This is a genomic window from Nostoc sp. (assembly GCF_036917615.1).
In the GTDB taxonomy this organism is placed as follows: domain Bacteria; phylum Cyanobacteriota; class Cyanobacteriia; order Cyanobacteriales; family Nostocaceae; genus Nostoc.
Window position 1 is genome coordinate 48,250 of the sequence record NZ_JBALCZ010000021.1, and the last position, 20,766, is coordinate 69,015.

Annotated in this window: 18 protein-coding genes and 1 pseudogene; 10 read left to right on the top strand and 9 right to left on the bottom strand. The window is 41.4% G+C overall.

Annotation, left to right across the window (positions count from 1 at the left end):
• Nucleotides 1-49: 49 nt before the first annotated feature.
• From V7K85_RS07825 to V7K85_RS07845, 5 genes and pseudogenes are all read right to left on the bottom strand, one after another.
• A pseudogene (locus V7K85_RS07825) lies at nucleotides 50-607 on the bottom strand (Uma2 family endonuclease).
• Nucleotides 608-714: 107 nt separating this feature from the next.
• Entirely contained in the window at nucleotides 715-1,245 is a 531-nt protein-coding gene (locus V7K85_RS07830; protein WP_334812443.1) for a L,D-transpeptidase, read from the bottom strand.
• 438 nt (nucleotides 1,246-1,683) lie between these two features.
• Entirely contained in the window at nucleotides 1,684-1,848 is a 165-nt protein-coding gene (locus V7K85_RS07835; protein WP_334812445.1) for a hypothetical protein, read from the bottom strand.
• Between the two features lie 3 nt (nucleotides 1,849-1,851).
• Nucleotides 1,852-2,367 carry a L,D-transpeptidase gene (locus V7K85_RS07840; protein ID WP_334812447.1) on the bottom strand — a complete coding sequence of 172 codons (516 nt, stop codon included), beginning with the start codon at nucleotides 2,365-2,367 and terminating at the stop codon, nucleotides 1,852-1,854.
• A 114-nt stretch (nucleotides 2,368-2,481) separates the two neighbouring features.
• Nucleotides 2,482-3,114 (bottom strand): bifunctional 4-hydroxy-2-oxoglutarate aldolase/2-dehydro-3-deoxy-phosphogluconate aldolase, encoded by a 633-nt coding sequence (locus V7K85_RS07845; RefSeq protein WP_334812477.1) that lies wholly within the window; start codon nucleotides 3,112-3,114, stop codon nucleotides 2,482-2,484.
• A gap of 157 nt (nucleotides 3,115-3,271) precedes the next feature.
• Here V7K85_RS07845 and V7K85_RS07850 point away from each other — a divergent pair, with 157 nt between their 5' ends.
• Together V7K85_RS07850 and V7K85_RS07855 are read left to right on the top strand one after the other, a co-directional pair.
• A complete protein-coding gene (locus V7K85_RS07850; RefSeq protein ID WP_334812449.1) occupies nucleotides 3,272-3,475 on the top strand; it encodes a hypothetical protein in 204 nt (67 codons plus the stop codon).
• 154 nt (nucleotides 3,476-3,629) lie between these two features.
• Nucleotides 3,630-9,125: a trifunctional serine/threonine-protein kinase/ATP-binding protein/sensor histidine kinase gene (locus tag V7K85_RS07855; protein ID WP_334812451.1), complete on the top strand. Its 5,496-nt coding sequence runs from the start codon at nucleotides 3,630-3,632 to the stop codon at nucleotides 9,123-9,125.
• Nucleotides 9,126-9,682: 557 nt separating this feature from the next.
• Here V7K85_RS07855 and V7K85_RS07860 read toward each other — a convergent pair.
• On the bottom strand, nucleotides 9,683-11,290 hold the full coding sequence (locus V7K85_RS07860) for a 2-isopropylmalate synthase (RefSeq protein ID WP_442940554.1): 1,608 nt from the start codon (nucleotides 11,288-11,290) through the stop codon (nucleotides 9,683-9,685).
• Between the two features lie 88 nt (nucleotides 11,291-11,378).
• Between V7K85_RS07860 and V7K85_RS07865 the strand changes: the two genes are divergently transcribed.
• Nucleotides 11,379-12,059: a GntR family transcriptional regulator gene (locus tag V7K85_RS07865; RefSeq protein WP_334812453.1), complete on the top strand. Its 681-nt coding sequence runs from the start codon at nucleotides 11,379-11,381 to the stop codon at nucleotides 12,057-12,059.
• A gap of 209 nt (nucleotides 12,060-12,268) precedes the next feature.
• Nucleotides 12,269-12,712: a (2Fe-2S) ferredoxin domain-containing protein gene (locus V7K85_RS07870; RefSeq protein ID WP_334812455.1), complete on the top strand. Its 444-nt coding sequence runs from the start codon at nucleotides 12,269-12,271 to the stop codon at nucleotides 12,710-12,712.
• Between the two features lie 120 nt (nucleotides 12,713-12,832).
• Here V7K85_RS07870 and V7K85_RS07875 read toward each other — a convergent pair whose 3' ends face one another.
• Nucleotides 12,833-13,369 (bottom strand): nucleotidyltransferase family protein, encoded by a 537-nt coding sequence (locus tag V7K85_RS07875; protein WP_334812457.1) that lies wholly within the window; start codon nucleotides 13,367-13,369, stop codon nucleotides 12,833-12,835.
• Between the two features lie 194 nt (nucleotides 13,370-13,563).
• Here V7K85_RS07875 and V7K85_RS07880 point away from each other — a divergent pair, with 194 nt between their 5' ends.
• The 4 genes from V7K85_RS07880 to cobO all read left to right on the top strand — a co-directional run bounded on the left by V7K85_RS07880 (nucleotide 13,564) and on the right by cobO (nucleotide 16,506).
• The gene (locus tag V7K85_RS07880; RefSeq protein WP_334812458.1) at nucleotides 13,564-14,832 is read left to right on the top strand and encodes a plasmid pRiA4b ORF-3 family protein; all 1,269 of its coding nucleotides are present in this window, start codon (nucleotides 13,564-13,566) and stop codon (nucleotides 14,830-14,832) included.
• Between the two features lie 115 nt (nucleotides 14,833-14,947).
• Nucleotides 14,948-15,400, top strand: coding sequence for a GFA family protein (locus V7K85_RS07885; RefSeq protein ID WP_334812460.1), 453 nt, complete (start codon nucleotides 14,948-14,950; stop codon nucleotides 15,398-15,400).
• Nucleotides 15,379-15,609 (top strand): hypothetical protein, encoded by a 231-nt coding sequence (locus V7K85_RS07890; protein ID WP_334812462.1) that lies wholly within the window; start codon nucleotides 15,379-15,381, stop codon nucleotides 15,607-15,609. The genes V7K85_RS07885 and V7K85_RS07890 overlap by 22 nt, the downstream gene beginning before the upstream one ends.
• 219 nt (nucleotides 15,610-15,828) lie before the next feature.
• The gene (gene cobO, locus V7K85_RS07895) at nucleotides 15,829-16,506 is read left to right on the top strand and encodes a cob(I)yrinic acid a,c-diamide adenosyltransferase (RefSeq protein ID WP_334812463.1); all 678 of its coding nucleotides are present in this window, start codon (nucleotides 15,829-15,831) and stop codon (nucleotides 16,504-16,506) included.
• Nucleotides 16,507-16,514: 8 nt separating this feature from the next.
• Here cobO and V7K85_RS07900 read toward each other — a convergent pair whose 3' ends face one another.
• Together V7K85_RS07900 and V7K85_RS07905 are read right to left on the bottom strand one after the other, a co-directional pair.
• Nucleotides 16,515-17,216 carry a hypothetical protein gene (locus V7K85_RS07900; RefSeq protein WP_334812465.1) on the bottom strand — a complete coding sequence of 234 codons (702 nt, stop codon included), beginning with the start codon at nucleotides 17,214-17,216 and terminating at the stop codon, nucleotides 16,515-16,517.
• A gap of 386 nt (nucleotides 17,217-17,602) precedes the next feature.
• Nucleotides 17,603-17,749 carry a DUF5132 domain-containing protein gene (locus V7K85_RS07905; RefSeq protein WP_334812481.1) on the bottom strand — a complete coding sequence of 49 codons (147 nt, stop codon included), beginning with the start codon at nucleotides 17,747-17,749 and terminating at the stop codon, nucleotides 17,603-17,605.
• Between the two features lie 395 nt (nucleotides 17,750-18,144).
• Between V7K85_RS07905 and V7K85_RS07910 the strand changes: the two genes are divergently transcribed.
• Complete coding sequence (locus V7K85_RS07910; protein ID WP_334812467.1) at nucleotides 18,145-19,440, top strand: ATP-binding protein; 1,296 nt, start codon at nucleotides 18,145-18,147, stop codon at nucleotides 19,438-19,440.
• Nucleotides 19,427-20,766: tetratricopeptide repeat protein (locus tag V7K85_RS07915; protein ID WP_334812469.1), on the top strand; the 1,340-nt coding region annotated here is incomplete at its 3' end. The genes V7K85_RS07910 and V7K85_RS07915, both read left to right, overlap by 14 nt.

Consider the following 20,766-nt stretch of genomic DNA (forward strand, 5'->3'; position numbering starts at 1 on the left):
GTAAAACATGTCTATAATTTGGTTTTTCTCGATTCCAGGCAAGTTATTTCTAGACGCCCATTTTTAACCATCCAAAAACTTGATTGACGGTTAGTGCAAGTTCAATTTCTGGTAATACAGGCAAAAAATCTTCTCCCTAGAGTAGCACTGGCTGTTGCTCTGATAGAAATACCAAAATACTGAGGTCATCAAGAAACCATCCCAGGCGGCTGCCATACTTCAGACAGTGAAGAATGTTCCCAATTACTTTGTTGGGTTTTTGTTCTGGCGAGAGAATCTCAATCGTCCAGTCTGGTGGAAATTCAAAATTATTAGGTACTTGATCATCAAGGGTAAACGGTATACGTCCCCACTGAAATACAGCCACATCGGGTACTATTGAGCGTTCTCCAAAATTACACCGTAATTCGGGAAATGCATAGGCAATCTTCTGATTTTCCGTGACTTCATTAACAACAGCACAAAGTTTACCTTGTAAATGGCTGTGTCTCCCTTTCGGCATTGATTTAGGAATAATCTTACCGTTAATATACTCGTTCGCAGGCTTTGTTTCTGGAAGCTTCAGAAACTCTTCCAGGGTAAGTCGTTGAGTAGTTGTGGCGCTCATAGCTCCTGAATTTCTCGAAAATGTGTTTTTAGTCTACGCAGTATATATGGACAGGTATTTTCACGCAGTGTAACGCACCTGTCCATACATCAAGGTAAGAATTGCAATTATTTCCGCACGACTACTAAAGTTCCCATTGAAGCCCAGTTGTAAAGATTACGAGCTTGCTTAACAGGTAAATTTACGCAACCGTGGCTGACTGGAGTCCCAAAACGGTTATGCCAGTAAGCACCATGAATGGCATAGCCTCTGTAGAAATACATTGTGTAAGGAACGTCAGGAATATTGTAGCCACTGCCTCGCATTCGGTGAGTGCGATACTTAGAATTAATCCAAAATCTACCTATGGGTGTGGGGGTCGATCGCTTACCTCCAGAAATGCGGTATGAATGAACAAGTTTTTTACCTTCCCATGCGCGTAACCGTTGCTCTGAGAGGTCAATTTCAATCCAGCGAGGTTGAGATCTATTAGATAGAGCGATGCTGTTTTCATCGACTGACGTAGCTGTTGCTGTAGTCGAGTTTGGTGTACCTGTTAACGGTGATGACCAAGAAAATAAAGTCACCACCATCAGCGCCACGCCTGTACAAAAAGTTCCTGAAGAACGAATCCCACCACTGCGAATCCAGGATTGCATTATGCCTCACCTTCTAAACTACGCAAAAATCATCAAGTGAAGTAATTTTCTGGAAAACTACAAATTTCCAGAGCGATTACTCGCTTTATGTGGAGGATTTACGCAATTCATCCGCTAATGCTTCTCAAGACAAGTCTTAAGCTAATCCGCATCCAGTTTGCACATTTGTCCTTTGTTATTCACTAAAGGACACGGATTTATTCGTAAGGTGTGTTATGGCTTCCGTAACGCACCGAAAATATTGGGATGGTGCGTTATGCTCTTAGCTAACGCACCCTACGAAACAGAAGTTTTGTATTGTGTTTAATCTACATTCCTAATGACTAATTACAAAGGACAACCTTTACAAAAAATCTGTCATTTAAATGCCCAAATGCAAACTTTGCCCGAATTATATTTGCATTTGTAATTTCACACAGTAATTGTCAGGATTTACGCTTATTTCTTTGGGCAAATTGTTGAATGCCCTTTTCTATATTTTATTTCAAATTCCGTAATTCCAACTCCGAATATTCCCAGCATCAAATATTGCTGGGAATCACTAAATTGTCTTGATTTGTTGTCATTTATAATTTCTGCTAAATTGCCTTTTGGCTGCTTCACCTACTATTTCTGGATGACTATTGGTGTCCCTACTGATGCCCATTCAAATAGCCATTTTGCATGTTTAGGTGCGATATTCACACAGCCGTGGGTCACGGGAGTGCCAAATCTCTTATGCCAGTAAGCTCCGTGAATAGCGTAATTACCTTGGTAAAACATCGCATACGGAACGTTGGGAACATTGTAGTTTTCTCCCTGCATCCGCGTAGTTTTAAACTTGGATTGAATCTTAAAAGTACCAACAAGAGTAGGAGTGGATTTTTTGCCAGAGGAAATAGCACTTCCATAAACAACTTTGTCACCTTGCCAAGCTATTAATCGTTGCTTTGAAAGATTAATTTGAATCCAGCGCTGCTCCGATTGTTGTAATGTCTGGATTGTTTGTGCAATAACTTGATCTTTGGAATTCGCCCACACTTCACTCGTTCCAGTAGTAGTAAAAACACTTAAGGACAGTGCTGTACTAGTGAGGAGTATTTGTAAGCGACGCACCCAGTCAGGAGAAATCAGTCTTTTCATTTTAGATACACTCACACTGAAATCACGGGGTCTTGGGAAACTTATCAGTTTTCACCTTTATTTCCCTATCTATTACTTTAATAGACGTGAATTTTTGATGATTTGATTCTTAAGTTAAGCTAACTGTCGCATCAGCTTTCTTGCCCCAGATGCGATCGCCTGCCAATTTCCCTCTGTGACAAGCTTTTTGGGAAATAATTCACCGCTCAAACCGACAGCGATCGCTCCCGCTTGTAAAAATTCTTTAGCATTTTCTAGAGTGACGCCGCCAGTAGGAATTAAGGGAATCTGACCCAGCGGCCCTTGCAAACTTTTGATATAATTAGCCCCTCCCACTGCTTGCACGGGAAACACTTTTACACAACTAGCGCCCTGACTCCAGGCGGTAACAATTTCTGTAGGAGTCAGCGCTCCTGGGATGATGGGCACATCTTTTTCTTGTGCTGCTTGAATCATTGCGGCGTCAAAGTGAGGTGTAAAGAGGAATTGCACCCCAGATGCGATCGCTTCTTGTAGCTGTTGCACATTGAATAGCGTACCAGTCCCAATGGTACAAGTTGGTAATTCTGAGCGTAGTTGAGTGATTAATTCCCCGGCGCGATCACTATTCCAGGTAATCTCAATTAACTGCATTCCCCCAGATGCTACAGCCATTGCCATTTGCTGTCCCAATTCGATTTTAGGGGCGCGGATAACTGCGATCGCTCGGTGTTTTTGCAACTGTGATAACCAAATTTGATTAGGCATTTTGACTGGGGATTGGGGAACTCGTGGCGCTCTTTGGAGATAAGGGGCAATGGGGACTAGAGAATAGTTTTCACGCCAGCCCACACCCAATAAGGGCCCCACATAGCCATTACCGATGTGGAAATACTCACTATTCGGCTTGGGCCAATGGGCGTGTTTGAGCAACCATAACCCTTGTAGAGACGTAAAATGTAACGTCTCTACATCAACGATTCATAGCTGTATTCAGCAACGCAAAAGCGATCGCTACTTTCCTGATAAGCGAGCGATCGCTCGTCAAATTGTTGAAAAAAATCACGCAGGAAAATTGAGTGCTAACTCTATTCTCAGTCAGGGGAGAGAATTCCTTATTGAAATTTAAGTATAAGTTATTACTCATTCTATTTGATTTGTGAGAATTGAAGTTACAGATACTCGACTTCATAAAAGCTTTCGGGCATCTTGTCTCTGACGAATGATTAGGGAGGGCTATATCTGGGAACACTAAATCTGAAAGTCTTCAGGATGAGCGCAGTATGGTAAGCACTCTAGCCAATATTCCCGGATATCAAGTAAGTGAACAACTCTACAATGGTTCTAGAACCCTGGTTTATCGTGGTTATCGAGAGACTGACCACAAACCTGTGGTGATTAAACTGCTGAAAAATCCATATCCGCGTTTTGGCGAATTGGTACAGTTTCGCAATCAGTACACCATCGCCAAAAATCTCAACTCACCCCTAATCATCGCCACTTACAGCCTAGAACCCTGCCAAAATGGCTATGCGCTGGTGATGGAAGATTTTGGAGGGATTTCTTTAAAAGATTATTTCATCTCTGTAGAGACGCGAGCTATCGCGTTTCTACAGGAATTTTTGCAGATAGCGATCGCACTCTGCAACACCTTAGATATTCTCTATCGAGAGCGGATTATTCATAAAGATATTAAACCCAACAATATTTTAATTAATCCCGAAACAAAAGAAGTTAAATTAATTGATTTTAGTATTGCATCTCTACTACCACGGGAAACTCAAATACTCATCAATCCCAATATATTAGAAGGGACACTAGCTTATATTTCGCCAGAACAAACAGGAAGAATGAATCGGGGGATTGACTACCGCACTGACTTTTATTCAGTCGGGGTCACTTTTTATGAGTTACTCACTGGAGTTTTACCCTTTCAATCTAATGATCCGATGGAATTGGTGCATTGTCATATTGCGAAACTTCCACCTTTAGTATCTGAAATTAATCCACAAATCCCGTTTTTCCTTTCAGAGATTGTCAAGAGATTGATGGCTAAAAATAGCGAGAACCGCTATCAAAGTGCCTTGGGACTAAAGTTTGATTTAGAAACTTGTTTACATCAGCTACAAGTTTATGGTGAAATTAAGAGTTTCCCAATTGCCCAACGGGATGTGTGCGATCGCTTTATCATCAGAGAAAAACTCTACGGTCGAGAAACCGAGGTAGAAATCCTCCTGCAAGCATTTGAGCGAGTTAGTCTTGGTGCAACTGAAATGATGTTGGTAGCGGGTTTTTCTGGAATTGGTAAAACAGCAATTGTCAACGAAGTTCATAAACCAATTGTGCGCCAACGTGGTTATTTTATTAAAGGGAAATATGACCAATTCCAGCGCAACATTCCCTTCAGCGCCTTTGTCCAAGCGTTCCGCGATTTGATCAGGCAATTACTCTCAGAATCAGATGCACAACTGCAAGCCTGGAAAAGCAATATTCTGGAAACCGTTGCCGACAATGGGCAAGTCTTGATTGACGTGATTCCTGAATTAGAAAATATTATCGGTAAACCATTACCAGCAGCAGAACTATCAGCAAGTGCTGCCCAAAATCGCTTTAATATGCTCTTTCCAAAGTTCGTGCAAGTTTTTACTAGTGCTGAACATCCTTTAGTAATGTTTTTAGATGACTTGCAATGGGCAGATTCTGCATCGCTGAATTTGGTACAATTATTGATGCAAGAGACAGGATATTTATTAGTATTAGGTGCTTATCGAGATAATGAAGTTTCACCCGTCCATCCATTTATCTTAACAGTGGATAAAATCGTCAAAACTGGGGTAATAGTGAATACGATTACTTTGTCATCGTTAAGCGAACCAGATATAAATCATTTAGTGGCAGATACGCTCAATTGCGAGTCATTTATTGCCAAAGCATTGACCAAATTTGTTAATCAAAAATCCCAAGGTAATCCGTTTTTTGCGATGCAGTTTCTCAAGGCATTACATGATGACAAGCTAATTAGTTTTGATTGGGAGAATCGATATTGGCAGTGTGATATTGCTCAAGTCAAAGCCTTAGCAATTACTGATGATGTAGTGGAGTTTATGGCACTGCAATTGCAGAAATTGCCGACCGAGACTCAGAATATGCTCAAACTGGCAGCTTGTATTGGAACACAGTTTGATCTGGTGGCTTTAGCGATTGTCTCAGAAAAATCCTTAGAAGATGCAGCAGCTGATTTATGGAAAGCGTTGCAAGAAGGATTGATTATTCCGAATACGGAAATATATAAGTTCTTTATTCAGTCTGACAGTGCGTCAGTTTCTGATGTAGGAGCGAATCCGACTTATCGATTTTTGCACGATCGCGTTCAACAAGCAGCTTATTCCTTGATTCCTGATCACCAAAAGCAAGCAGTCCATCTCAAAATTGGACAGTTACTTCAGCAAAACTTTTCAGAAATAGAACGAGAAGAAAAACTATTCGATATTGTCGGACATTTGAATCGAGGACAGGCATTAATTAATCAACCAAAGGAACGGGAAGCCTTAGCTAAACTCAACTTCAAAGCTGGCAGTAAAGCCAGAAATTCAACTGCCTATGCGGTCGCCAGAATGTATCTACAAACTGGAATCGATCTACTAGAGGTGGATTGTTGGCAAAGTCAGTATAATTTGACCCTAAATCTCTACGTCGTAATCACCGAAGCCAGCTATTTGAATGGTGACTTTGAGGGTATGGAACAGATGGCAGCACTGGTGTTGCAGAATGCCCAGACAATTTTAGACAAAGTAAAAATTTCCGAAATTCAAATTATTGCCTTGACCGCCCAAAGCCAGATGTTAGAGGCGATCGCAGTTGGCAGAAATGCTCTAGTAGAATTGGGGGTAGAACTCCCTACGGAAGTAGACGAAGCCAAGATTGGTGTAGCCTTACAAGACCTGAACCACCAACTCCAGGGTAGACAGCTTGGAGAACTGGTTGATTTGCCATTGATGAGCGATCCCACGTCAGTGGCAGCAATGCAACTCTTAGGAGTGTTGTTTAGCACGATCTACCAGGGAAATCCGAGTTTAATGCCTTTTATAAGCATAACGATGGTACGTTTATCCCTCCAGTTTGGCAATGCACCAGCATCTATTATGGGGTATGCCATTCACAGCGTGGTGCTGTGTGCTGTTTTCAAAGAAGTGAAAACAGGCTATAGATTTGGTGAAGTGGCATTGAAATTACTCGATCGATTCAATCTACTGGAATTTAAATCCTCAGTTCTATTTTTGTTTGGGGTATTTATTCAGCATCGTCAGGAAGCTTTTTTGGCAGTACTACCAACCCTGAAAGCTAGCTATACCGCAGGCATAGAAAGTGGTGATTTGATCCACGCTGGCTACAGCACATCTCTTTACATAAGTACTAAAATTTTCTGTGGAGTAGAATTAGACACCTGTGCAGTTGAAGCAGCCAGTTACAGTGCTGTGATGGCGCAGGCAAAACAATATTCTGCTCAAGCCTATTTAGATATGCACTGGCAGATGGTGAGGAACCTTAGGGAAACCGTAAGCCAACCAGATTACTTAATTGGAACTGCCTACAATGAAACGGTGATGCGTCCTAAGCACCAGCAGAACAATGAATTAACTCCGATCGCTGTTGGCTATATATATAAATTATCACTTGCCTACGTCTTTGGTTATTACAAAAACGGACTAGACTACATCGCTCAAGGCAAACCCTATCTGCTTTCCGTAGGAGGCACCGTTATTATTCCCATTTTCCATTTCTATGCCGCTCTGACGCAATTGGCAATCTTCCCCATGCAGTCAGAAACTGAGCAAGCGGAAATTTTCGCCCAAGTAGAAGCCGATCAAAGCACGCTGCATCAGTGGGCGGACACTGCTCCCATGAATCATCTGCATAAATGGCATTTAGTTGAGGCAGAAAAGGATCGGATTTTGGGCAAAAAAGCAGAGGCGATTGAACAGTACGATCGCGCGATTTCCCTCGCTAAAGAAAACCAATTCCTCAACGAAGAAGCCCTTGCGAACGAACTTGCTGCCAAATTCTATCTTGATTGGGGCAAAGAAAAAGTTGCTCAAGCTTACATGACTGAGGCGTATTACTGTTATGCCCGATGGGGAGCATTAGCCAAAGTGGTTGATTTAGAAACCCGTTATCCCCAACTACTGGTAACAATTTTGCAAAAACAGCAACCATCTTTCAAACCGACAGAAACGATAATTCCGATCTCCTCTCATCCGAGCCAAACTTACACCTTCAGTAATACTAGCCTCTCAGAATCCCTCGATCTGGAGAGTATTCTCAAAGCTTCTCAATTTTTATCGAGTGAAATTGAGTTGGAGAAATTACTCTCGACCCTACTTGAGGTGATACTCAAAAATGCCGGAGCTGATAAATGTGCGTTGCTCATGCCAAAAGGAGATCGGTGGTTAATTGAAGCCCTCTCCCAGCTCGAACAGCCTGCCATTGTCTTGCGTTCGCGTAGCGGTGCGGATGCACTCTCGCTGCCCTTTGACGATCATCAAACAGTACCTGTTGCTCTGATCAATCGGGTCAAAAATACCCTTACCTTGGCTGTGATTGAGAATGCAGTAGTTGATGCAACCCTAGCGGCTGACCCTTATATGCTGCACCACTCACCCAAGAGTATTCTATGTGCGCCAATTCTCAACCAAGGCAAGTTGATTGGCATTTTATACTTAGAAAATAACCTGACGCTGGGAGCATTTACGCGCGATCGCCTAGAAATTTTGCATTTATTAATGTCCCAAGCGGCAATCTCCTTAGAGAATGCGTGTTTGTACGCGGAACTAGAAGACAGGGTGAAAGAACGCACCCAAGCATTAAACCAAAAAAATGACCAATTACAAATGACCTTAAAAGAATTACATCGCACCCAGACACAGATGGTGCAAAGTGAAAAAATGTCGGCTTTGGGACAACTTGTAGCAGGGATTGCACATGAAATTAACAACCCAGTTAGCTTTATTTACGGCAACCTTTACCCGGCTGATGAATACACTCAAAAATTAATTTTACTGTTAGATCTCTACCGAAAACATTACCCCCAATCAGTGAAGGCAATTGAGGAGTTTACAGATTTAATTGAATTAGACTTCTTGAGGTCAGACTTACCCAAATTATTCAAATCAATGATGATGGGAGCAGAGCGGATTCGAGGGATTGTACTTTCCCTACGGACTTTCTCACGCTTAGATGAAGCGGAAATGAAAGCGGTTGATATACATGAGGGAATTGATAGTACGATGGTGCTGATCAATAGCCGCCTCAAGGCTACTGACCAGCGCCACCAAATTGAGGTGATCAAAGAATACGGCAACATCCCCTTGATTGAATGTTATGCTGGGCAGTTAAACCAAGTATTTCTAAATATTTTAGTGAATGCGATCGATGCTTTAGAAGATTCAGTGGTTAGAGGTCGGTGGGCAACAAAAAAACAAGCTCTGATGGATAATCCCCGAATTTATATTCGCACGCAATTACCAGCGCCAAATCAACTCACAATTCGCATTGCTGACAACGGACTGGGAATACCAGAAGATGTTAAAAAGCAACTATTTAATCCCTTTTTTACAACCAAGCCCGTTGGACAAGGTACAGGGATGGGGCTGGCTATTAGTTACCAAATTATCACAGAAAGACATGGCGGTTCTTTAGAATGCGTTTCGCAACCAGGAGTTGGTGCTGAGTTTATCATTCGCATTCCCCTCATTCAACAACGTCAAATTTCTAATACTTGATCTGATTGCTAACTCTGTTTGAAAGTCTGAGTCAAATAATTTTGGATTTTGGATTTTGGATTTTGGATGAGAGGATTTGTTCCGCCACGCAAGTTGCTCTACTTGGGGTGTTCCCCAAGTAGAGCACTCGCTCCACTATGAATGCTGGGCATGTCCATGCGTTCGCGTAGCGTGTCGTCAGACAGGATTTTGGATGAGAGGATTTATTCCGCCCACAAGGGACGGGGCATGAACTAAATAAAATTCTTTGTTCTTTAATCTAAAATCTAAAATCTAAAATTGGCAGTCAAATAATTCCTAAGAATCGATAAACTGACGACCACAAGTAGCACATATGTGATGCAACTTTACCATACTTTTTGCCATTCTTGCGGATATGAGTTGATGCACACCTTAGACATTAGACATCTGGTGAAAATTAATTATGCGTTCACTCAAACCCTTGTAGAGACGCGAAATTTCGCGTCTCTACATTCTTTTCTGGAGATGTCTATTGTATAGCGATGTCTACGACGGGCTACGCCTACGCTCAAATTCATACTTCAATTATGTAACGCCTAATAATCATCTATCAGACTGAGAATTGCTGGCGTTTGCAAGTAACGATAAAGGCGATTCAGGGCGTTCATATGAGCGTAAGCTGCTGCTACCACGATATCAGTATCAGATGCTTGTCCAGAAAATATCCGCTCTTGATGCTTCAAGCGAACTGTAACGGTTCCCAGTGCATCAATTCCTCCAGTCACAGATTGGACGGAAAACTCAATCAGTTGATTGGGAATCTGCACCAATCGATTGATTGCTTGATACACCGCATCCACTGGGCCAGCGCCTACACTCGCATCCGTGAGGATTTTGCCCTCAGGAGTGACAATTGTAATAGTTGCAGTTGGGCAAGTGCAGTCACCGCAGATTACCTGGACGTGTTCGATTTGGAAGCCACTTTCTACTTGAATCTGCGTTTCATCTCGAATGATCGCTTCTAAATCCCAATCTGATATTTCTTTTTTCTTATCGGCGACTTCTTTGAATCGATTGAAGGCTTTATTCAAGTCTGTTTCATTCAATTCAAAACCCAATTCCTTGAGCCTGGTACGGAAAGCATTTCGTCCAGAGTGCTTGCCCAAAACAATGCGATTTTCTGGCAAACCGATCGCAGCAGCTTCCATAATTTCGTATGTCTGGCGGTGCTTGATAATTCCATCTTGGTGAATACCAGACTCATGGGCGAAAGCGTTTGCTCCCACGATCGCTTTATTGGGTTGAATTAGCATTCCAGTTAATTGCGAAACCAAGGATGAGGTTTTGTAAATCTCCTGAGTTTTAATATTAGTCAAGGGTGCATCGGCATCAACCGGACGACCAAAGTAAGGGTTGAAAAATGGTTTGCGAACCTGCAACGCCATCACAATCTCTTCCAATGCGGCATTTCCAGCTCGTTCCCCAATGCCATTAATTGTACACTCCACCTGACGCACGCCATATTCAATTGCTGCCAAAGAGTTAGATGTCGCCAAACCCAAATCATTTTGGGTGTGAATAGAAAGAATCACCCCATCGATATTGGAAACATGTTCTCGAATTCCTTGAATCAGAGTTCCGATTTCCTTGGGTGTGCAGTAGCCAACGGTATCGGGAATATTAATTGTAGTTGCACCTGCTGCGATCGCTCTTGACAAAACTTCATAAAGAAACTCTGGTTCAGTGCGGCTAGCATCCATTGGTGAAAATTCTACATCGTCTACAAACGACTTGGCATAACCAACCATTTCTGCTGCGATCGCCAATACTTCGCTGCGAGATTTTTTCAATTGATATTGCAGGTGAATATCAGAGGTAGAAATCATCGTGTGGATTCTGGGACGAGCCGCTCCCTTCAAGGCTTCGGCGGCGGCGTGAATATCTTGGCGAATGGCTCTGGCTAAACTGCAAATGATTGGCCCACCTGGTATTCCAACTTGTTCAGCAATGGTTTTGACAGCTTGAAAATCTCCCGGACTAGCAACCGCAAAACCGGCTTCAATCACATCGACACCAAGGAGAGCCAGTTGATGAGCGATCGCTAATTTCTCTTCTACATTCAGGGTTGCGCCCGGTGACTGTTCGCCATCCCGGAGCGTAGTGTCGAAGATGATAACTTGGTCTGGTTGAGATGCGATGCTCATAACTGTCTCCCGTGGTATTGAGGGGATATTTAAAAATCTTACTTTGGATATTGTATACAATTTTAGGATTTTGTATACAATATAAAATATGAACTTAAATGACTTGGCAGCGAATGTGCTGCAACAACAACGCAGTACCCCAGATTTAATTGCCGATGCTTTGCGGGAAGCGATTCTGCGCGGCATTTTTCAGGAAGGACAATCCCTGAGACAGGATGAAATCGCCACTGGGTTTGGCGTTAGTCGCATTCCCGTGCGCGAAGCACTCAAGCAGCTAGAAGCAGAAGGATTGGTGACACTGCATCTAAATCGTGGTGCGATCGTATCGGTGTTGACAGCACAAGAGGCGCAAGAAATCTGTGAAATTCGTAGCGCTTTGGAAGTGAAAGCGATGCAGTTGGCAATACCCAAGTTCAGGGAAACAGATATAGAAAAAGCTGCTGTGATTCTGGAAGCGACAGACCAAGCAACTGATGCAGGTGTGTTGGCAAAACTCAACTGGGAATTTCATGCGACGCTGTATGCCACTGCTGAACGTCCCCGGTTGCTGACAATGATTAAAACTTTACACGTTAATTGCGATCGCTATGTCCGTGTGCAAATGGCGCAGATGGATTATCAGGAAGATTCTCAAAAAGAACACTATCAACTCTTAGATGCTTGTCGCCAGCGGGATACAAAAGCTGCTGTCAGGTTACTAAAACGACACATTGACACCGCCGGAGAACAGCTAATTGCATACTTGCAGCAAAAAGCTCAGAAGCGCTGATTCTTGTTGGAACTAGATGATCTACCAGAACAGACTAAACGGGAAATTTACCCTATCCTGTTCAATGTGAGTTCGACGAACCTCTCTGTGTCTTGAACTTTATTTCAAGTCTCTCCCTCTGCGACTCGGAGAGGGACGGTTTTGCGTAGTCAAACCAGGGAGAGGTCTTTTCGATTCAGTTCACGTTGTTCAGAGAAATAGGGTCGTCCATGAACAAACTGATCCAGTGTATTAAGATATTCCTCCAACGTATCCTCAAGAAGTTTTCATCCAATTCTCAGCAAGCATCGCCCTTAATAAATTCTCGCCCGTTAGACACTTCTATTCCGAGTGTTTCTCCCCGATGGAAGTCTGGTTTGGTGCTTGTGTGTTCACAATGTGCAAACGAGTACTCAAATAGTTTTCATCCAACTAGTAGAAGCTCAACGGCTTCTGAAGACTTAGAGAATTGGTTGAAATCTCGTTTAAAGTTTGAGGGATTATGGGGTGAATTTCGGGTTGTTAGCACCAGTTGTTTAGGGGTTTGTCCACGGATGGGCATTACTGTCGTTCTTGTAAGTAATGGAAGTGGCGGTAATAGTCCATGCTTAATTGTAAATCCTCAGAGCGATCGCGAACTTCTTTACTCACGCATCAAACAGAATAAAGGGTAACTTCAAAGGATTGTTAACGCTTAGTAGAGAATTTTATTAGTTGATAATGTATTGAACAGAGAATCTAGTACTCAAACTTTGCGTCCCTCTGCGCTTAACTTTGCGTTCCTCCTGTAACTTTTACACCAACCGCAGATAAGGACACTTTTGTAAAAATTCCGATGCTTTATTGTGGGCATCTAAGTTATGAATATGTGCTGGCGTAGGTCGAATAATACCACCAAATAAATCATCTAACCCGTACGGTGTGAAAAATTGCCATTGCCCTTGTGTATCTAGTCGAACTCCCACAGCAGTAGCGGTGTGCAGCCAATCTGTGATGCCATCCTCTGTACTAGTGTAGGGTCTGCTACCAAGACGCCAACGAGCAAAACTGGCTTGATTTTTTACATCAAACTCGTCATGAGGAAATTGTTCTGTGAGAGTTGCCTTTGCTGTTAGTTCTTGGGAACGGTTCCCCTCTATATCAAAGAATGCAATATCAAAATCTTTAATACCTAACCCACAATTCTCGCCAAAAATTGAATGCCAAACTGTGTTGCGGACTGCACCTCCGGCTAACCACCAGTTAGGTAGATTTAGTTGAACGATCGCTCTTAATACTGTATCAATACGTGTATCAGCTAAAATCATCTGTAGACGAGTGTTACTATTCATATCAAATTCCTGGGATTGTCAAGTAGAAGGTGAAAATATTATCATTCACATTTCATTAAACTTACGGTGTTGATAGTCCTGTGATGACACTTGCAGGTTGATATTTTTTCGGGTAACTGCTGAAGTCATAGTATAAAGAGAACAAGGTTTTACAGAAGGTGAAATTGTGAATTTAGAATTTAGAATTTTTATTTATGGAAGATTTATTTGCGCGACTAGAACGCACACTCAATCCTGAGCTGCCTTCCCTAACAGAGTCACAACAACAACTTCTACAAGAACTCAGTATTGATCAAAATCAACCCGGTACGATTGGGCGTGACTTTCAAACCTTAATAGATTTCTTGCAGCCAAATGGAGTGGAAGTTAGTAGTGTTAATAACCTTCTACCGCTGAAAGTACTATCAGAACTTAATTCTCGGTTAAGTCGCCCAATTGAAATTAAACTCAAACGCCCCGTACAGAAATCATACCCCTACATTAATGGACTGTATCTGTTATTACGCAGTTCTGGGATAGCCCAAATTAGATCCCAAGGTAAGAAGCAAATTTTAGTATTAGACGCAGCCACCTTAGAATCATGGTCAAATCTCAACCCAACAGAACGCTATTTCAACTTATTAGAAGCCTGGTTTATTTGGGGAAATAACGAAATTTTGGGTGAGCATCAAGACTCATTCGGGAATTTATTTAGATGCATTCAACTTTGGCCCCGCGTCCCAGATAAAGGTTTAAAATTCCCTAAATATGCTGACCAACACGATATTAGTTATTACCCTGGTCTGCATAACATTGCCCTGTTAGAGTTATTTGGATTGTTATCTGTCAAGCAAGGAAAACCACAAGAAGGCAAGGGGTGGCGGATTACTAGTTTACAACGCTTGCCCTTTGGTGATGCTCTGTTGCAATTTCTATTTCCGCTGGGGATCAGAGGAGAATTACAGGATGACATCAATGTGAGTTTTGGAAAATTGCAGTCACATTTTCAACCATTATTTGCGGAATGGGAGCATAATTTATTTGTTCCCAAACAAGGCTTCACTGATGGGATTTATATTTTTAAAGTGTCTATTTATAAAGCTTGGAGACGCATTGCCATACCAGCGAAAAAACCATTAAGCTGGTTAGCAGAGACAATTCTCGATGCTTTTGATTTTGACTACGATCATTTATATGAGTTTAGTTATAAAGACCGTTTTGGTCGGATAATCAAAATCGGTCATCCTTACATGGAAACACCCCCATTTGCAGACCAAGTGCAGATTGGTGACTTGTCTCTAGAACCAGGTGCTAATATGACCTATCTTTATGATTTTGGTGACAAATGGAAATTTGATGTGCAGTTAGAAGCAATTAATCCACCTGATAACAAAATCAAAAAAGCTAAAATTTTAGACGTTCACGGAAATGCACCTCAACAGTATTGGAGTGAAGATGATGAATCGGATGAAGATGAAGAATGAGGGAGATTTACAGAGACGTGGACAATGAAAATCTCTGGATATTTCCCTGCTTCCTCATCTCCCCCATTTCTAGTTAGTATGATAAAGCAACACAAATTGTCAGGAGATAAAACCTGTGATTCCATATACTGGAGGTTGTCAATGTGGACAAATTCGTTATGAAATTCATGCCGAACCGTTAACCCTTTATTTATGCCACTGCAAGGAGTGTCAGAAACAATCCTCTAGTGCCTTTGGAATGTCTCTCACCGTACCACGAGATGCTGCTGTGATTGTTCAGGGAAAACCGAAAGCTTGGACTCGGAAAACTGATGGCGGACGTGAAGTAAATAACCTGTTCTGTGGCGACTGCGGAACACGATTGTTCCATGAACGGACTAACAACCCAAATACTATCAATGTCAAAGCCGGAACGTTAGATGATACAAGTTGGTTACGCCCAGTGGGTAACATTTGGACATGCAGTGCCCAGTCATGGGTGATAATTTCAGACCAATTACTCAACTATGATAGGCAACCAGAGGATGTGCAGCCTTTATGGGAAAAATGGAAACAACAGCATCCATAAACGCACAACTCCCGACATCAAATATCACACCCTTGAGAGTTAAGCCAAATACTACAGGTGAGGTATTTCCAAGAATGCGATCGCGTACTCGCCCGCCACAAGCATTGCCCTCAGTTGGTAGTCTAACTCATGACTGTACCAAACCAGAGAATGACGAAAGTTACTGGGAAAGTGCTTTAATGAACATATTAAATTATTTAAAACAGTAATAGTAAACTCAAATTATAAGTTTATTTTGGATATTATATGAATTTCCATACTTGAGTGTAAATCATGTTAATCACATGTTAATCAAGCTAAGACACTATTAATATTTCACATGAAAACTTCCTGGGCATTTCCAATCAATTAATTCAAGTAAAATTGGATAAGTAAGACAATTTTGGTTCATTCTCAACACTTTTAATAGTTATTTATAGACAAGGTTGATGACAAACGACACACCACAAGAATTGAACTCAGACCAAGAGATTGGGCGCTTGATTGATCAGGTAATGTCTTCATCTGTAACTGATGAACAGTACCGCAAAAAGATGCAGCGACGCAAAGAAGTGCAAGACAAGCGCATAGCAGAAGCTGTGACAGAAAAAGGCTTAATTATTGTAAATACTGGTAACGGTAAGGGTAAAACCACTGCGGCTTTGGGGATGGTGTTACGATCGCTCGGTCACGGGTATAAAGTAGCGATCGTCCAATTCATCAAAGGTAGCTGGGAACCTTCAGAAAAAAGGGTTTTCAGCTATTGGGAAGACCAGATAGAATTTCATGCAATGGGCGAAGGCTTTACCTGGGAAACTCAAGACCGCGATCGCGATCTCGACAAAGCTAGCGCCGCGTGGGAAAAATCATTAGAATACATCCGCAACCCAGACTTTCATCTGGTGTTGTTAGATGAAATTAATATCGCCCTGAAAATGTCTTACTTAGAAGTAGAGGATGTTTTAGCGGGTTTGGCGCAAAAACCAGCTAACAAACACGTTATTCTCACAGGTAGAGGCGCACCTCCTGCTTTAATTGAGCGTGCTGACTTAGTAACCGAAATGACCCTAGTTAAGCACCCTTTTCGCGATCAAGGCGTTAAGGCGCAACCAGGAATTGAGTATTAACTTGAAGATTATTTGCACATTTGCAACGTGCGGCGATCACTAGCAGTGATGGAATTTAACCGATGAAAGTCTTGCAGAGCCACCGAGTAAGCATAACTGCTTGACTCATCTTCACCGACCTTAGGGAGTCTACTGTTTGTAGCTACCTGATTCGACTGATTAGAGCTGGCTTCATTTGATGAACCATTAACCGTCATCGCCAACTCACCTGATGGGTTGAGTGTACCCTGAAAACAATTAAACTCTGATTCGGGCATATACAATGCACCCGTTACCTTAGCCTGCTGCTTTTGAAATATGATGTAACCTTGACCAAGCTGGTTTGGTTTTGGAGATTGACCATAGAGATAAACCCCATCTTTTTCCGGAAAATTCGCTTTTGGTAAAACTCCTGCGCCTTTTGTAGCTCCTTGAGAACCTGGAACCAGCGCTGTGGTTGTAGGTACTGTTTTTCCGCTGTTATGGACAAGAAGCCCTCTATCTTCAAAAACCCGAGCAAGTTGACTTCTCTGCTCCCGAACTCTTCTTAGCTGCGACAAAATAGAGGTTTCGGAGGTTTGATGAATTTGAGCCGATGAGAATGAAGAGTTTGTAACTGATCCGACTTGAGTCTGTTTGGCCATAAAGCCCAAACCGAGAAGTAAGCCTAAGCCCGCTAGGGAAATTCCCCACTGACGGGGAGATAATAACTGATGAAGGTTGTTAAGCACCCTACTTCTCCTGTTAAAAAACTAACTAAGTTCTCTATAACTTACTTAAATTATAATCAAGTCTTAATTCTCAAAGACTTTCTTCACAACTTATATTACTATTGTCCAAAAAAGAAAACTGCCAAAAACTGAAGTTTTTATTTAATTTAGCTCAACAACCTTAGATTACCACCACTTGGAGTCTTTATTCTTCATTCAATAGATTCATGCCATTGGGTGAGGTTAATCACAAATTAAACCTTCTCAATTAACATTCAATTTTTTGACATCATTAGGACTTACGCAGAAGAGATCCCCCAACCCCCTTAAAAAAGGGGCTTTTCAGATCCCCCCTTTTTAAGGGGGGTTAGGGGGGATCGAGGTTTCAGGTTTTCAATGCGTAAGTCCTAATCATGCCTTTGAGATTTTTCAGGTGATAAAAATGCTGATTTCATCAGTCTTTCAGCAAGTTCAGCCCTTGCCTCTGCTATAATCTCTTCCCAAGTGCGGTCAATTTCTGCGATCGCTCCCTTGTTGCTTTTATAAAAAAGGATTGCACCGCTATTGGTTCACCATTCAGTAGCCCTTGTAGCAGATCGCTCCCTTGTTGCTTTTATACAAAAGGATTGTCCCTTAACTGAGTACTGAGTTGTGATGATAACTTTTTTTACTCTATTATGAGCAATAGTCCTACAGTCAAAGCAACTCTGATACTTGCAGCTAGTTCCGTAGATCGAGAAAGACTGCGCCTAAGCGTGAAAGTGCGTCACATTGAAAAAGGGTTGTAATGGTGTAAATATTGTGACCAAATTAAGTTGCAATTTTGATGGGTTGTAGGGGTTTGGATAAAATCATCCCTCTGCCCAGGAACGATCAGTTTGGATTTCCATCTGTGGGGAAATGGGTGATAATTAACTGTGGTGCAGGTTAATTATATTTACCCTATTCTATGACTGAAGATTTACTCAAGTCGTTTCAACAAGCTTATCGTAATTTGGAACTGTTACCCTTAATTGAAGAGAATGATTTACGACGGTTTCGGGTAGAGTATGGTGAAGATACTATTGATGAATTGATACACTTGATTGAAGATAGTCCCAATTTAGATGGTAAGGTTGTTTTCACGGGACATCGGGGATGTGGTAAGTCTACTTTGTTGGCAGAATTTAGCCGGAGAATAGAAGATAAATATTTTGTTGTTTTATTTTCTATTGCTGACACTATAGAAATGTCTGACGTAAATCATATTAATGTTCTGTTTTCTATTGCTGTTAATTTAATGTTGGAAGCAGAAGCGCGTCAAATTGATATTCCTGCTTCTACTAAAAATGCGATTGATAAATGGTTTGCTACCCGCGTTCGCACGGAAGAAACCAATATTGAAAGAGAAGCTTCTAAAGATTTTAATATATTGAAATTATTTAGTGTCAAATTAAAAGTCGACTCGAAAATTCGTTATGAACTTAAACAAGAATTTGAGCGCAAGATTTCTGAGTTAGTCGCTCAATTAAATATTATCGCCTCAGCAATTCAAGTGGTTACAAAAAAACAAATATTAGTAATTATTGATGATTTAGATAAACTTGATTTAGTAGTAGTCAATAATCTGTTTAAAGATAATATCAAAGCTCTTTGTTTACCCGGATTTAGGATTATTTATACTATCCCCATTGCGGCTTTGCGGGAAACAGCACTCAAACCAACTATTGAAAATGAAACTAATGACCAAGTTGTGGCAATGCCTGTTTTAAAGTTATTTAAAAAAGGGGAGGGTCATTTAGCAAATGCTACACCATTTCCAAAAACTTTGAATATTCTTTGTGAAATATTGACTAAACGAATCTCAAATAATTTACTCGAATCATCAACAGCAGAAAAAATAGTTTTAAATAGTGGTGGTGTATTGCGAGAATTAATTCGCATTTCTAATGAATGTTGTCGAATTTGTCTGCGGTTAATTCGCCGGAAGCCAGGAGATAAAGTAATAATTAATGATGAAATTTTAGACCAAGCAATTAATAACATCCGCAATGACTTTGCTATGCCTTTAGGTAGTGTAGATTATCGAATTTTACAAACAACTTATCAAAATTTGAAGCCAGAAGACCCGAAACAGCAAGAATTTCTCGATTTATTACATGGGCTTTATGTGCTTGAATATCGCAACCGTCAAAATTGGTATGATGTTCATCCTATTGTTGTCGAATTATTGCGTGAGGAGGGGTTAATTGATGACAGCGAATAATCAGAATAAAAATCTTAACCCTGATCAAAAAAATCAAGATGCTTTTGATGATTTAATTGTCTCCATTGAAGCGGGAGAAGATAAATTTAATTTACTCATTTGTGTTTGCGATAATGCTGATTTTCGGAATAAAATAATTGGCCGCTATGAAACAGAATTAAAACCTCATTTTTGTATTTATAGTGTTACATTAGACGAACAAGAACCTAATTTAAAAGCCGCTATTCAACAACTCTTAGAAAATGAAGAATGTCTACAACAGTATCAACCAGCAGTGATAACTGTCACGGGTGCAGAAAAGTTGCTTTTTCTTAGACTGGGGGAAGAACAATCAGCACAAGAAAAGTTCTTTGGTTATTTGCAGTGGACAAGGGAAGGTTTGGGAAAATTCCCCTTTGCGATTGTCCTGTGGGTGACCCATCAATTGATGATTAATTTAATCAAAAAAGCGCCGGATTTTTGGAGTTGGCGTAATGGAGTATTTCGGTTTGTTTCCCATGCTAAAAATGTAATTTCTGCGAGAGAAGTTGAGGCAATACGTTTTGCATTAACAAGTACGGAATTAGAAAACTTTAATAGTGATAATGACTATTTTTTACCCATTGAAGATTTACAAAGATTAATTCAGCAAATAGAACAGCAAAGCGAAATTAAAGACACGAAATTAGCAAGTTTGTATATTACATTGGCAAATATTTACAAACAAAGATTAGATAGAGGTGAAGCCCAGGACTATCAACAAGAATTAGATTTAGCAATTAAGTATATTTATAAAGCGCTGGAATTGCAAAAAGAATTAGGGTTAGAGGAAGATGTCGCCACTAGCCTCAATAACCTAGCGTACCTCTACAACTCCCAAGGCAGATACAGCGAAGCCGAACCCCTTTTAATCCAAGCATTGGCACTCAGGCGTCAACTGCTCGGAGATGAACATCCAGATGTCGCCACTAGCCTCAACAACCTAGCAGGACTCTACAACTCCCAAGGCAGATACAACGAAGCCGAACCCCTTTACATCCAAGCTTTGGCACTCAGGCGTCAACTGCTCGGAGATGAACATCCAGATGTCGCCTCTAGCCTCAATAGCCTAGCGTTACTCTACTACTCCCAAGGCAGATACAGCGAAGCCGAACCCCTTTACATCCAAGCTTTGGCACTCAGGCGTCAACTGCTCGGAGATGAACATTCAGATGTCGCTACTAACCTCCACAACCTAGCGTATCTCTACTGTTCCCAAGGCAGATACAGCGAAGCCGAACCCCTTTACATCCAAGCTTTGGCACTCAGGCGTCAACTGCTCGGAGATGAACATTCAGATGTCGCTAC